This window comes from Alcaligenes sp. YSL9 (genome assembly GCF_030515105.1).
In the GTDB taxonomy this organism is placed as follows: domain Bacteria; phylum Pseudomonadota; class Gammaproteobacteria; order Burkholderiales; family Burkholderiaceae_B; genus Alcaligenes; species Alcaligenes phenolicus.
This window is the reverse complement of the sequence record NZ_JALXJU010000003.1, coordinates 708261-721843: the sequence shown is the minus strand read 5'-3', so window position 1 is coordinate 721843 and position 13583 is coordinate 708261. Positions and strand designations below refer to the sequence as shown.

Here is a 13583-nt window from a genome sequence, read left to right as displayed (position 1 = left end):
TCACTACCTTAAGAATGTGCTGCTTAACTGCGCTTGCCCAACTCGCTGAAGGTGAAGTTGTCCAGGGCGCTTTCAGCAACCCGGAACCAACTGGCTTCCTGCTCCTGGAAGGCCTTCCAGCTTGGATAAATCTTGGCAAAATCGGCGTTGCTGTCCGACAGTTCCTTCCACAGTTCCTGGGACTTGTCGTAAGCGGCCTTCATGACGTCCTTGGGGAAGTAGCGCAGCTTGGCCCCATCGGCCACCAGCTTGCGCAGAGCGCCGGGGTTCAAGGCATCGTACTTGGCCAGGCTGAGCATGGTCTGCTCATTACAGGCCGTCTCGAATGCAGCCTTGAAGTTGGCGGGCAAGGCTTCCCAGGCATCCTTATTAACCATGGTGGTCAGGGACGCACTGCCCTCGAACCAGCCGGGGGAGTAGTAGAAGGGAGCGACTTTGTTCAAGCCCAGCTTTTCGTCGTCGTAAGGGCCAATCCACTCGGCCGCGTCGATCGTGCCTTTTTCCAGCGAGGAATAAATATCGCTAGGTGGAATTTGCTGAGGTACCGCGCCCAGCTTGGACAGCACCATGCCACCAATGCCGCCTATACGCATTTTCAGACCTTGCAGGCTGTCCAGGTCCTTGATTTCCTTGCGGAACCAGCCGCCCATTTGCACGCCCACATTACCGGCTACAAAGTTCACGATGTTGTACTGGCTGTACATTTCGCGCAGCAATTTCAGGCCACCACCAAAGTGCACCCAGGAATTGTGCTGACGGGCGTTCATGCCAAAGGACAAGCCGGTATCAAACGTTACGGCGGTGTTCTTGCCCACAAAAGCGGTACTGAGCACGTGGTTGCACTCGACCGTACCGTTGCTGATGGCATCCATGTTCTGGGCATAAGGCACCAGCTCGCCACCGGGGAAAGCGCGGATTTCGAACTTGCCTTCAGTCAGTTCGCTGACACGTTTGCACAACGCTTCGGCCGAACCATAAATGGTGTCCAGGCTTTTGGGCCAGCCGGTAGACATGCGCCAGCGTACGGTGGGGCTGTTCTGCGCAATTGCAGGGGCGGCTACGGCTGCCAAACCCGCACCCGCAACCGTTGCCGATTTCAGCAGAAAACTACGACGCTCCATCACTCACCTCTTTGTATTTTTTAATGTATTTACACCCCTTGCTCGATAGGGGTCTGGGTAGTTTGCCCGCCAGTCTGGCTTGCAGCCCCGACAGCAACTGCCCGAACCTTGCCAAACCGTCCCCCCCGAGGGGCCAGACGGACGTTCCAAGCAGTGTCAGCACACTATGAAATTGACATTCACCGCTTCGATAATAGTAAGTGTGCTGATTAATTAATTTTTGGTCAAGCAGGGAAACTACTGACGCATGTCCTTGATGAGATAAAGGAAAGCATCATCAATAGCTTAAGCCTCAACTAGCGCAATCCCTTATAAAAACGATATTTGATTTTATAATTTATACAGTATACTGACTAATTGAAAGCACAACCCGGAGACAACTTTGAACTGGATAAAAATTTCCGAAACTGATGCCATCGACAACGAAGAGTCCCTGGCAATCGAGTGGGAAGGCAAGAAACTGGCCCTGCACAAACTGGATGACGAGTTCCACCTGACCGACAACGTCTGTACCCACCAATATGCCCTGCTGTCCGACGGCTATCTGGAAGACGGTTGCGTGGAATGCCCGCTGCATCAGGCCAAGTTCTGTTTGCGCACCGGCAAGGCGATGAACGCCCCTGCCACGGTGGACATCAAGGTCTACCCGCTGCGCATTGAAGGCAACGATATTCTGGCCGACTTCAGTCAGGCCTGAGCTTTTTTCTGCTGACGAGACCTGCAACATCATGGCACACCACACTTCCGTACTGATCATCGGCGCTGGCCAAGCGGCTTCGGTGCTGGCGCGCGAACTGCGCAGCCTGGGCTTTAGCGGCAGCATCACCTTGGTAGGGGATGAAACTCACCTTCCCTACGAACGCCCGCCCCTGTCCAAAGACGTGCTCAAGTCCAGCGCGACCACTGACAGCGTGTTTTTGCAAAAAGCCGAGTTCTATCAAGAACAGAATATTGAACTCTTGTTGGGCACCAGCGTGCAGTCTCTGGATTGCGCCACGCGTCAGGCCAGCCTGAGCAATGGCCAGACCTGGAGCTTTGACCACGCGGTGCTGGCCACAGGCGGCGCGGCCCGCGAACTGGCGCTGCTGCCCGCCAGCCAGGCCAACGCCCTGTATCTGCGCACGCTGGACGATGCCCTGAGCCTGCAAGCTCGTCTGCAACCCGGTTTGCGCGCCCTGGTGATTGGTGGCGGTTTCATGGGTCTGGAACTGGCTTCAACTGCCAGTGAAACTGGCGCACAGGTCACCATCATTGAAGCGAATGAACGTCTGCTGGCCCGCAACGCCCCTGCCCTGCTGTCGCAATGGTTGCTGGAGCGCTTCGAGTCGCAAGGCATCACCGTGCGCTTGGGTCAGGGTGTGCGTCAGGCCCACTTTGCGGCAGAAAACGAGCACCCCGTTCAGCTGGAACTAAATGATGGCCAGATCCTGAATGGCGATCTGGCCATTGTGGCCGCCGGTCTGAGCGCGAACTCCGCCTTGGCGCGGGCCAGTGGTATCGCGGTAGACGATATGACGGCCGGGATTATTGTGGATCGCCAGGGCCGCACCAGTGTAGCGGGCATTTATGCCGCTGGCGATTGCGCCACCCAGATCTGCCCCGATACCGCCGTGCGCACGCGCACCGAATCCTGGCAGAACGCCAACGAGCAAGCCCGTCAGGTGGCCCACGCCATTGCCGGGCAGGATGCTCCTGCTGCACCTGTCAGTTGGTTCTGGACGGATGTGCTCGGTTGCAACATTCAAATGCTGGGCCAAGGCAGCCCGGATCTGAACTATCAGGTACGCGGCGTCATGGACAGCCAGGGCGATGCCATCAGCTTCATGTTGCTGGCATTTGAAGGCCAGCATTTGCGACACGCAATTGGCGTCAATGCCGGCGCGGATCTACGCGCTTTGCGCAGCGTCATGGAACAGAACTTGCCTGTGGACCCGGCCATCGTGCTGGAACCGGCCACCAAGCTGCGCCAGTACGTGAAAGAAGCGGCTCGTACGGCCCAAGTCTAAGAAAGAGAAGCGGCCTGCGCCGCCTCGTCATCACGAATCATTAAAGAGTTATCAGAGGAGAACCCCATGTATCAGACGCAAACGGTGATAGGCCAGACGGTCGGGTCCAAAGACCGCCCTGTCGAGGAATGCACCTGGCCCGAGGACGTGCTCAACACTATTCCGGACTGGGTCTACACCAGCAACGACATTTACAACCGCGAGATGGAACGCATTTTCCATGGTGACACCTGGAACTTTGTGGCCCTGGAGGCGGAAATTCCCGATTCGGGCGACTACAAGCGCTCGTATGTGGGTTCCACGCCAGTGGTCGTCGCTCGTGCGGAAGATGGCAGCATCAACGTATTTGAAAACCGCTGTGCACACCGTGGCGCGGAGTTTTGCCGTCACAACCAGGGCAATACCAATGAGTTTGTGTGCCCGTATCACCAGTGGTCCTACAGCCTGAAGGGTGATCTGCAAGGGGTTCCTTTCAAGCGCGGTGCGAATAAAGAAGGCGGCATGCCGCGCAGCTTCAAGAACTCCGAGCATGGTCTGAAAAAGCTGCATGTGACAACGCACAACGGCGTCATTTTTGCGTCCTACAGCGACAAGGTCGAGCCTATTACGGAATACCTGACGCCTGAAATTCTGAAGGATTTCGAGGCGGTGTTTCCCGGCAAGAAGCTGAAGATTCTGGGTTACTACCGTAACGAGTTGCCTTGCAACTGGAAGATGTACCACGAGAACCTGAAAGATCCTTACCACGCGACCTTGCTGCACTCTTTCCTGGTGGTGTTCGGTCTGCTGGTAGCGGGCAACAAGTCGCAGATGTATGTGGACCCTGTGCATGGTCGTCATGGCTATATGGCTTCGGCCAAGTCCGAGGACAAGTACGCCGAGGTCAGTGAGGACAACAAGAAGGAAATGCGTTCGTTTGTGGACGATATGCGTTTGCGCGATGAGCGTTTCCTGGACTACGTCAAGGAGTTTGATTCGCCGTGGTCGGTGACCATGCAGACGATCTGGCCCAACCTGATTGTTCAGCGCGAGATGAACACCTTGGGTGTGCGTCAGATCGTGCCCAATGGCCCCAACAGTCTGATCATGCAATGGACCATGTTTGGCTATGAGGACGATACCGAGGAGATGACTCGTCACCGTCTGCGTCAGGGCAACCTGATGGGCCCTGCCGGTTTCCTGGGTCTGGAAGACAACGAGGCCATGAAGTTTGTGCAGGAAGGGGTACGTCGTTCCAGCAGCGAGGTGAACATCATCAAGCTGGATGAAAGCAAGCTGGGTACGTCCAATACGCTGATCTCGGAAGCGGCTATTCGCTCCATGTACCAGTACTACCGCCAAGTGATGGATCTGTAAGACGAGCTGACTTATGAAAATGGATTTTTCTTTCAAACCCGCCCAGGTTTCTGTTGAGCGTGCTTTGGCGTTAAAGGCGGAAATTGAGCTTTTCAATGCCGAGTACTGTGCCACTTTGGATCGTGGCAATGTTGAGGACTGGCCCATGTTTTTTGTGGAGGACGCGGTTTACCGAGTCACTTCTCGCGAGAACGCGGATCTGAATTTGCCGGTAGGTCTGGTCTATGCCGAAGGGCGCGACATGATGCACGATCGTGCGGTGGCTATTGCCCGCACGCAGATGTATGCCCCGCGCTACATGCTGCATCTGGTCACGGATGTGCGCGTGATCAGCGAGGAGGATAATGGCGATATTGAGGCCGAGGGCAATTTCATGCTGATGCAGACCTTGGTGGAAGGGCCTTCCACGGTGCATCTGGTGGGTAATTATTTCGATACCTTCACGCGTGTGGAGGGTCGGTTGATGCTCAAGGAGCGTCAGGTGATTTTTGATACGTCCATCCTGGCGAACGATCTGGTGTTCCCGGTCTAAGGCCCGGGGTTTGCTTCTGGTTTTAAAACTGTTTTTTGTGTGCTGTTTCCGAGCCACTTGAGTCAGAAGGTCTTCTGATTCCTTTGAGCACCCTTCTTTGTTGAGGGGTGCTTTTTTTGCTTATTTATTAGGGCAAAGGGCTGATGCCTGGCGCAACGTCAGAGATATGAGGCTTTAGGGCTGGTAGCGCAGGTTCTGGGGGCCGATCAAGCCTGGAGAGAATTAAGGTTAATCAGGGGACCGGGGGTAAAAGAAGTCTCTGTGAAAACGCCATTCAGTCGGCCTGCTGGGGTGTCCGGGCTGAGCACTTGCCGGTGCTGCGCACCGGTGCCCTTGTCAGGAGATAGCTACGGGCGCATCCCGAACTCACCCGGTACTTGGTCCCCCGGACCAAGTACAAGCGTCGGGTTCAAACAGCAGGATGCTTGCACCCCTACGCTATCTCCTGCCCGCGGCAAGTACTCTGATCCGCCCCGACACCCCAGCAGGCCGACTGAACGGCTCACAACGGCTTTTTATCTACCAATCTCTTACGGGCTCTTTGACCAAACAGGGCCTCGTGCCTTGCTCCTCTGCGTTTCCTAAACGCATATCGTTCTGCTCTTCTGCCCCCCTAAACCCCGAGAACATTCAGCCTCAGCCAAAGCCCCTCCTCCCTTCCCTTCCCTTCCCTTCCCTTCCTTTCTCCACCCATCCAATCTGGCCCTCGCCTTTCATCCCACCTCTGCAAGTGCCGTTTGGGCTTTAACCCGTGTTGCTTGTTTTCTTGTGGGGCCCGGGGACGGCTTGGCGGGCGAGTCAGGGCTCTTGCCGCAGGCAGAGTGCTGGGGCGGGATGCAAGGGGCGTGCTGTTTGAGGAGCACGCTTGCGGTTTGTCCGGGGGACAAACCGCGCTCCGAGTTCACGACCCGCCCGCCCCAGCACTCTGACAAGGGAACCCACGCGCAGCGTGGGCAAGAGACCCGCCAAGACAAGCCGTCCCCGGGCCCCACAAGAAAACTATCCGCCGCCCTCACGCAAAGCCCAAACGGCACGTCCAGAAGAAAGCCCTGACACCGTAATCCTTGCAAACCCACAACGCTGCCAAAAATAAAAAAGCCCCCGAGAGCCATACGGCTTCCAGGGGCACAGGTCCGATAGCCCGCCCCCAAGCGGCAGGCCATCGATACTCAATCACAAGGCTATCAACACAGACTTGTTAACGACGACTCATATCCATCAAGCACGGACGCCCATCCAGACCATGATGAAACACGTCGCTCTTTTCAAAAGCTCAAAAAAATTGAATAGCGTTAAAGACCGATCAACGTCATCGCCTCTTCACGTGTTGCCACGGTGGCGTACTTCTGACGCATATCGAACAAGTTAGCCTCGTGAGGGCCAATCGCACGGTCACCCACGCAATCCGATACCACCAAGGGGCGGAAACCCAGTTGCATCGCATCAACCACGCTGGAACGCACGCAACCGCTGGTCACGGCGCCAGCAACCAGCAGTGTTTGCACACCACGTTGGGTCAACCAAGCGGCCAAAGGCGTACCGAAAAACGCCGAAGGCACGTTCTTGCGAACGATGAACTCACCGGGCGCAGGAGCCAGTTCCGGCACAATATGGCTGTTGTGGGCGTCTTCGGTCAGACCCAGCATGCCGGGGACTTTGATGCTGAAGATATTGTTATCAGCGCCATCATCGGCATACACAATGCGGGTGTGAGCCACCGGCCAGCCCTGTTCACGCGCCGTTGCCAGCAACTTCTGGGTGTTCTCGATGGCTTCAGGAATATTGCCGCCACCAAACACGGCAGGATCCGCAAAGCCATTCACCAGATCAATAATCAACAAGCCGTAAGGAACTTTAGGCTCCAGCGTCGACCCAAACCCTTGTTGAGCGTACACCGCTCCTTCATTCGTACTCACCAACGCCTCCGTCCAGTACTTTGCCATCACGTACGACAGCGCGGCCATCCAGGCTGACCGTGCAATTGCGCAAAGGAATATCAATGTGGCATGCGGTTGTGCGCTTGCCGCCAGCTTCATTGTTCGGGCCCAGGGAGAACAGGAAGTTACCCTCGAACGCACGCGCATCCATGCCAATGGTGTTCTCACGCGAGTACAGACCCAGTGTGGACCAATGGCAACGTGGTTGCAGACCCCAGCCGATATGCGAGATAGCGTAGCCTTCGGGGTCATTGAAGGACTTCATGTACTCGTCCAATAATTGCGCCTCAATGCCGCCTTCGATCTTCGTGGCATAACCATTCTCCACCGTCAGAATAATCTGCTCGGAGGAATACTTTTTCTGCGGCAGCAGGATGTCGCCCTTGTCGATCACGATGGTGCCGTTGGTGCCCAGCTCGTTCGGCCAGGTCAGCACAAAACCGCTGGGCCAGTGGTCCCAACGACCGGGCTCATCCACAAAACCGTATTCACGAATCGCGGGGAACTCACCCAGCGGGCAACGCAGATTGGTACCGGCAGGAGACGTAATGCTCATTTCCTTGGCCGCTTTAATCAGCCCCGCAGCCGCTGTCACACGCGCACGATCCGCTTCCGTTGGCACCGTGCGAACCAGAATCTCCGGTGGCTCCACGGCCAGCAGAATCTTCGTGCCCGACTTCAGAATGTCGATCTGCTCGGGCGAGAACAACAGGGTCATTAAGTCCAGCACCAGATCGCTGGCCTTCAAAGCCGCGATTGCCGCCTCGTTGCCCGTCAAAGGCGTCGTGCCCAGATAAGCCAAAGAATCCCGGCTCAGTGCCTTTTCCGCATTCACAGGCAACAGATCCAGACGATTTACCACCGCGCCCATGGACTGGGCCGCGATCTGCGCACACTGCATGGTTTGCTGATTCGTCGTGGAGCTGGTCAGCAGGGTCACGGTTTGACCTGCTTGCAGCTTGGACAGACGTAGAACCTCTTGCCATGCTTCGATAAGTTGATAATCACTCACTGCCATTTTGTCTCTCCTAGTGAGACACCTCGGCTTCAAACCGACATGCCTAATCACGACAGGGCCGCCTTGGCGGCCCCTGCTCAACATCACACCAAGCGCTGGCCCAGGAAATCACCGAAAGCTTCGTAAAAGCCTGCTTCGTTATCCCAAGGAATCATGTGACCGGCATCAGGCACGCGAACGTGCTGAACGCCAGGGGCCAGCTGCTGAATCTCGGCTACGTCTTCATCGCGTACCACATCGCCGCGCTCGGCTGTCATCAGCAAGGCGGGGACGTTCAAGTGCGGGAAATCGACATGAATATCGTCGGTGTGGAAACCTTCAAAGCTGGCCAGAATCGCAGGCTCGTGGCAGGTGTGCAGCCACTGGGCACGCAATTGCAATTGCTCTTCGGTCCAGGTCGGGCAGAAGGCACGCATATCCTCAACCGTACAACCCTTGCGCGCCATGGCCATGGAATCCACGTACCAGGGCAACTTGGAGGGATAAGCGCGACGACCTGGGCCGGACACTGGCGGATCAACCATCACCAGACGGTTCAGGCCATCGCTGTTCTTGTGAGCGGCACGCAAACCAATGCGGGCACCCATGGAGTGACCGACCACGATGTAGTCCTTCAGGCCCAGCGCCTGAGCCAGTGCAATCAAGTCATCCGCCTGCGCATCCAGGCTGTAATCCATGCCTTCAGCCGCTTCGCTCAAACCGCGACCACGCACGTCTTGAATGTAGGTATCAAAGTGCTTGCCGAATTGCTCACCCACAAAACCCCAGGTCACCGCCGGGCTGGTAATGCCAGGAACGATGATGACGGCAGGACGCTGGTCACGCCCACCAACGGAACCACCAAAACGCAGGTAATGCTGACGAATGCCATTGGCGTGCACATGAGCGCCGTACAGAAATGTGCTCATGCTTAGCTCCGGTCCAGCTTGAACAGACGGGCCGCGTTGCCGTAGCAAACCAGCTCGCGTGTCTTGTCATCCATAGGCGCTGCCTCGATGAAATCAGCGGCCAGCTCGGTGGACTCGTAGGGGTAATCAACCGAGAACAGCACGGCTTCGGCACCCATTTCACCAATTGCGCCCATTAGCGTTGGGGCAGAACAGACACCCGAAGTAGTGATCAGGATGTTGCTGCCGATGTACTCGGAAGGCTTGCGCTTCAAGGTCACACCATGTGGGTACACGGCAAAGCGGCTGTCGTAGCGCCAGCGCTGGAACGGCAAGCCTTCACCCATATGACCCAAGATCAACTTCACATCCGGGCAGCGATCAAACACACCACCGAACAACATGCGCAGCGCGTGAGTGCCGGTTTCCACGCCCCAGCCCCAGGTTGCACCCATCAGCTCCGGGTGGCCCGTGTAAGCGTGCGGCATTTCATAAGCATCAAAGGGGTGCAGATAGAACGGCACATCCAGCTTCTGCACGGTTTCCCAGAAGGCATCATATTCGCGGCCATCGTAGTACACGCCATGCGTGTGACCGTTAACCAAAGCGCCTTTCAAGCCCAGATCCTGCACCGCACGCGTCAATTCCTGCGCGGCAGCAGCCGGGTCTTGCATGGGCAAAGTGGCAAAGCCGCCCAGACGATCGGGATGGCGTGCAATTTGCTGCGCCAGGAAATCATTGTTCTGACGTGAACGCTCGATAGCGACGGACACATCCTTTTCCACCTGTACCCCAGGGCCGGTCTGCGACAGCACAACGTACTCGATACCGGCACGATCCATCACCTCCAGACGCTGGGCGTCGAAGTCATGCAAACGAGCCATCAGTTCACGCGCGTCGGCACTGTCAATATGTTTGACAAAGGCCTTGGAATAATCCTCAAAGCCAACGGCGTTGAAGTGCTCCTCCAGTGCTATTTTTTTAATACGTTTCACCGTAAATTTTCCCTAAATTATTGATTTACATAAGGTCAATCGTTTGACCCCCCAACAATATCTATCAGTATGCTGATTATTATTGTTTTCAGCAAGTCGGGAAATCACATATACTTTGGGGCGTGGACAGCGCCTGTAGAAATGACTGCAAATCAGAAATCAGGGCTTTTGTTCACGTTAGCGTAGCCCTGCTTTCCTTGTAGACGCCGACCTTGCAGCCGTACCCTTTGCAGGTCGTCCCGCTTTCAGTGTGCTGCCTTGTTGGCAACGGGCTGAAGGCCACTCAATCGATGACTGACTTATCCATGAAGAATCACGCCGAGCTAAAGCAAGAAGAACGACTGGAAGCCGACGAGGCCGAAATCCTGGGTCCAGTGGAAGAAGAAAATGCCGAGCTGTATCGACGCAAACTGTGGTCCCGGCCTGGTTTTCTGGTCCGCCGTCTTAACCAGATTCACTACGCCATGTTTTACGAGGAGTGCAAAAGTGACCTCACCCCTGTCCAGCACGGTGTCCTGTCCGTGTTGATGGGTTCACCCTGGCTGGATCAAACCACGATCGGCTACGAGCTGGGGCTGGATCGCACCACCTCGGCCGATGTCATCCGCAGGCTGGAGGAAAAAGGTTTGCTGGGGCGTCGTATCAACCCCGAAGACCGCCGCTCTCGCCAGACCTACATCACCGAAGCAGGATTGGCGGCGATGAAGGAAATCAGTGCGGGCATGAACCGCGCCCAGGAACGACTGCTGGACCCACTGACCGCCAAGCAGCGCCAGACCTTTATGACCATGCTGACGCGTGTAGTGGAGCACAACAACCAATATGGTCGTGCTGCCTTGAAAAACATGTGAGAAGCTCGGGGGGCCTCAGGCCCCTCGCGCATACCAATCCGGTAGTTCAAAGGCATGCGCTGGCAGTTGGTAGAGCTGGCGCAAACTGGCCTGACTAAGCATGTCGCGGGGCTGTCCCTGCGCCAATATGCCCCCATCCCGATACAAGATCACCCAGTCCGCCACGCGAGCCGCATGTTCGGGTTGATGCGTACACAAAAGCACACCCAGACCTTCCTGACGCAAGTGCGAGACTTGATCCAGCACCCGTAATTGATTCGCGAAGTCCAGGCTGGAGGCGGGTTCGTCCATGATCAAGAACTGTGAACGCTGCACCAAGGCACGTGCAATCACACACAGCTGACGCTCTCCACCGCTGATCTGATCAATGCGCTTTTGAGCCAGCTGCCCGATGCCCAACCGCTCCAGGCAAACGCCTACCCATTGCCGGTCGGCGGCCCGAGGTTGGGTGTACCAGGCCAGCTCACTGGCGCAACCTAGCAAGACCCATTGTTCTACCGTGAAGGCAAAGGCCGACTCCTGCGCTTGCGGTACATAGGCCAGTTGTCTGGCCAGGGCACGCGCACTCCATTGCTCCAGGGGCTTGCCCTGCACCTTCACCTGCCCTTTTAAAGGCGGCTGCAGGCCCAGCAAGGTACGCAGCAAGGTGGACTTACCGCTGCCGTTGGGCCCGAGCAAACAAACGACCTGCCCGGTTTGTACGCGCAGATTCACATTACTGGCGACTTGCTTGCGCCCGTAGCCTACAGCCAGATCAATCGCTTCCAAGCCTTGCTCGCTCATCGCTGCCTCGCACCACGAGCCAGCAACAGCAAGAAGCCGGGAGCACCCACCAAGGCCGTCAGCACACCCAAGGGCAATTCCAGCGTGCCTATGCTGCGTGCCAAGGTATCGGTTAACAAGAGGAAGGCGGCGCCCACCAACAAGCAAACGGGCAATAGACGGGAGAAGTCCGGGCCAACCAATAAACGGGTCGCGTGCGGGATCAGCAAACCGACCCAACCGATAATTCCTGCCAGAGCCACGCACACCGCCGTCATCAAGGTCGCGCAAACGATCAGCAGACAACGCAAGGCAGAGACGGGCATGCCCAAGGAGCGGGCCTCCTCATCTTGCAGCGCCAGGACATTGATACGCCAGCGCAAAAGCCAGACAGGGACGATGCACGCCAATACCATCAGCGCAGCCGGCCACACTTCGTAGGAACGTACGGCGCTCAAACCTCCCAATAACCAGAAGGTCATGGAGGGCAATTGAGAGTAGGGGTCGGCCAGGATCTTGATCAGCGACAGGGCGGCACCCAGCAAGGTGCCCACCGCCATCCCGGCCAGGACTAGAATCAGAATGGGTGGATGATGCCGCAGCATGCGCGCCAGACTCCAGACAATGCCCACCGCCAGAAGGCCGCCAACAAAGGCCGCCATCTGTACGCCGAACAAGGAAAAATTCAAATAAATAGCCAGAATCGCCCCCAGACCTGCACCCGAGGACACACCCAGGATATCGGGTGAAACCAGTGGATTGCGAAACATGGTTTGATACGCCGCGCCTGCGGTCGAGAGTGCCGCCCCCACCAGCAAGGCCGCTGCAATACGTGGCAGACGCAAATCCCAGACCACGCGTACGGCCTGACTCTGCCCCGCTTCTGGATCGCTACCAAAACCGGCGACCAGGGCGCGCAGCACTTCTGTTCCGGACAAGGGATACGCCCCCTGCCCCAGGGCAAACACCACCAATACGGCCAGAACCAGCCCCAGCAAAAGCAGCAATAGCCCGTAGGACAAACCTGACTTCATGCGCCTTGCTGCGAACCCAGCGGGTCCAGCCCTTGTACCAATCGCTTGACCTGCTCGTCGCTCAAGGACATGCCGTAAAAAGCCGAGTAAAACTCCTGCAACTCCGAATACATGCGTGGCATGGCAGAACTGCCTTCCAGCAGGGCATTAAGCCAGATCACCCCGGCCAGGCGATTGATACCCGGCGGGCCATCCAGCCAGCCAAAGGGCAAGGCGGGTACGCGGTACAAGCGTCCTTCCTTCACTGCCTTGAGCTGATTCCAGGGAGCCTGAGTACGGGCCAGCTCAAAGAAAGCATCATCCTGAGCAAACAGCATGTCCGGGTCCCAGGCCAATAATTGTTCGTAGGAAATACGGCCCAGGCGATTATCGGTTTTCTCGTCCCCCATCACCGTCAAACCGCAAAGCCGCAGCACCTCGGTATGAATGGATTGACCCATGCCGGTTTCCAGACCATCGTTACCGCGTGCCAAATAGGCTTTCAAGCCTTTGGCTCGGGGTCTGGCAGCTTGATGTGCGCTGTCCAGAATTGCCTGTGCACGCAAGGCCAATTGCTGGCCGCGTTCGGCCTGCCCCAGGATATGACCTGCCTGACGCAACTGCGCCGGACTGTCGTTCAGACGACCATCCAGCAAGACATAGGGCACACCCGTCTGCTCCTGCACGGACTTGGCGGCAGATTCGTAATAGGGATTCACATCACCTATATCCACGACCATATCGGGCTTCAAGGCCAGCAGGCTTTCCAGGGACAAGGTACTGCCCCGACCGGCCAGACGGCCAAGATACGGCAAGGAAAAACCAGCGGCCTGCATCATGCTGCGTGCAGCAGAAGCCAGCTGAAAAGGCCAACCTAAAAGCGCGTGGGGTGCCAGGCAATACACCAGCACCGAAGCGGGCGGACCGGCTGCCACCACCCGGCCAACATGGGCCGGATCGGGCAATTTGCCCGCCACGCTGATATGCAGATTGATCGGGGCGCTGGCTCCCGCCTGCTCAGGCCGGGCCAGCAAACGGGCATGAGGCGCCAAAACCGGCAGTGCCGCCAAGGCACGCAATATGTCACGACGCTTCATCCCGCCCT

Annotated in this window: 13 protein-coding genes; 5 read left to right on the top strand and 8 right to left on the bottom strand. The window is 57.0% G+C overall.

Going from position 1 to position 13583, the window contains the following annotated elements; all coding sequences use genetic code 11:
• Positions 1–23: 23 nt before the first annotated feature.
• Positions 24–1121 (bottom strand): TRAP transporter substrate-binding protein, encoded by a 1098-nt coding sequence (locus tag M2Q46_RS15900; RefSeq protein WP_035273653.1) that lies wholly within the window; start codon positions 1119–1121, stop codon positions 24–26.
• Between the two features lie 382 nt (positions 1122–1503).
• Between M2Q46_RS15900 and M2Q46_RS15895 the strand changes: the two genes are divergently transcribed.
• From M2Q46_RS15895 to M2Q46_RS15880, 4 genes are all read left to right on the top strand, one after another.
• Positions 1504–1818, top strand: a complete 315-nt coding sequence (locus M2Q46_RS15895) for a non-heme iron oxygenase ferredoxin subunit (protein WP_009460854.1) — start codon at positions 1504–1506, stop codon at positions 1816–1818.
• A gap of 31 nt (positions 1819–1849) precedes the next feature.
• The gene (locus M2Q46_RS15890) at positions 1850–3127 is read left to right on the top strand and encodes an NAD(P)/FAD-dependent oxidoreductase (RefSeq protein ID WP_302357617.1); all 1278 of its coding nucleotides are present in this window, start codon (positions 1850–1852) and stop codon (positions 3125–3127) included.
• A gap of 66 nt (positions 3128–3193) precedes the next feature.
• The gene (locus tag M2Q46_RS15885) at positions 3194–4483 is read left to right on the top strand and encodes an aromatic ring-hydroxylating dioxygenase subunit alpha (protein WP_088452220.1); all 1290 of its coding nucleotides are present in this window, start codon (positions 3194–3196) and stop codon (positions 4481–4483) included.
• A gap of 13 nt (positions 4484–4496) precedes the next feature.
• Positions 4497–5015, top strand: a complete 519-nt coding sequence (locus tag M2Q46_RS15880; protein WP_115634382.1) for an aromatic-ring-hydroxylating dioxygenase subunit beta — start codon at positions 4497–4499, stop codon at positions 5013–5015.
• Between the two features lie 1292 nt (positions 5016–6307).
• Here M2Q46_RS15880 and M2Q46_RS15875 read toward each other — a convergent pair.
• The 4 genes from M2Q46_RS15875 to M2Q46_RS15860 form a co-directional block, all read right to left on the bottom strand.
• A complete protein-coding gene (locus M2Q46_RS15875) occupies positions 6308–6931 on the bottom strand; it encodes an N-carbamoylsarcosine amidohydrolase (RefSeq protein ID WP_238441747.1) in 624 nt (207 codons plus the stop codon).
• On the bottom strand, positions 6918–7970 hold the full coding sequence (locus tag M2Q46_RS15870) for a 2,5-dihydroxypyridine 5,6-dioxygenase (protein WP_115634384.1): 1053 nt from the start codon (positions 7968–7970) through the stop codon (positions 6918–6920). Before M2Q46_RS15870 ends, M2Q46_RS15875 begins: the two co-directional genes overlap by 14 nt.
• A gap of 83 nt (positions 7971–8053) precedes the next feature.
• Positions 8054–8878: an alpha/beta fold hydrolase gene (locus M2Q46_RS15865; RefSeq protein ID WP_302357616.1), complete on the bottom strand. Its 825-nt coding sequence runs from the start codon at positions 8876–8878 to the stop codon at positions 8054–8056.
• A 2-nt stretch (positions 8879–8880) separates the two neighbouring features.
• Positions 8881–9852: an amidohydrolase family protein gene (locus tag M2Q46_RS15860; protein WP_026485442.1), complete on the bottom strand. Its 972-nt coding sequence runs from the start codon at positions 9850–9852 to the stop codon at positions 8881–8883.
• Between the two features lie 290 nt (positions 9853–10142).
• Here M2Q46_RS15860 and M2Q46_RS15855 point away from each other — a divergent pair, with 290 nt between their 5' ends.
• Positions 10143–10703: a MarR family winged helix-turn-helix transcriptional regulator gene (locus tag M2Q46_RS15855; RefSeq protein ID WP_009460842.1), complete on the top strand. Its 561-nt coding sequence runs from the start codon at positions 10143–10145 to the stop codon at positions 10701–10703.
• A 15-nt stretch (positions 10704–10718) separates the two neighbouring features.
• Here M2Q46_RS15855 and M2Q46_RS15850 read toward each other — a convergent pair whose 3' ends face one another.
• The 3 genes from M2Q46_RS15850 to M2Q46_RS15840 are packed head-to-tail and all read right to left on the bottom strand — an operon-like array spanning position 10719 to position 13575.
• On the bottom strand, positions 10719–11486 hold the full coding sequence (locus M2Q46_RS15850) for an ABC transporter ATP-binding protein (protein ID WP_239054626.1): 768 nt from the start codon (positions 11484–11486) through the stop codon (positions 10719–10721).
• Positions 11483–12499 carry an iron ABC transporter permease gene (locus M2Q46_RS15845; RefSeq protein WP_302357615.1) on the bottom strand — a complete coding sequence of 339 codons (1017 nt, stop codon included), beginning with the start codon at positions 12497–12499 and terminating at the stop codon, positions 11483–11485. Before M2Q46_RS15845 ends, M2Q46_RS15850 begins: the two co-directional genes overlap by 4 nt.
• Entirely contained in the window at positions 12496–13575 is a 1080-nt protein-coding gene (locus tag M2Q46_RS15840; RefSeq protein ID WP_268379170.1) for an ABC transporter substrate-binding protein, read from the bottom strand. Before M2Q46_RS15840 ends, M2Q46_RS15845 begins: the two co-directional genes overlap by 4 nt.
• Positions 13576–13583: the final 8 nt, after the last annotated feature.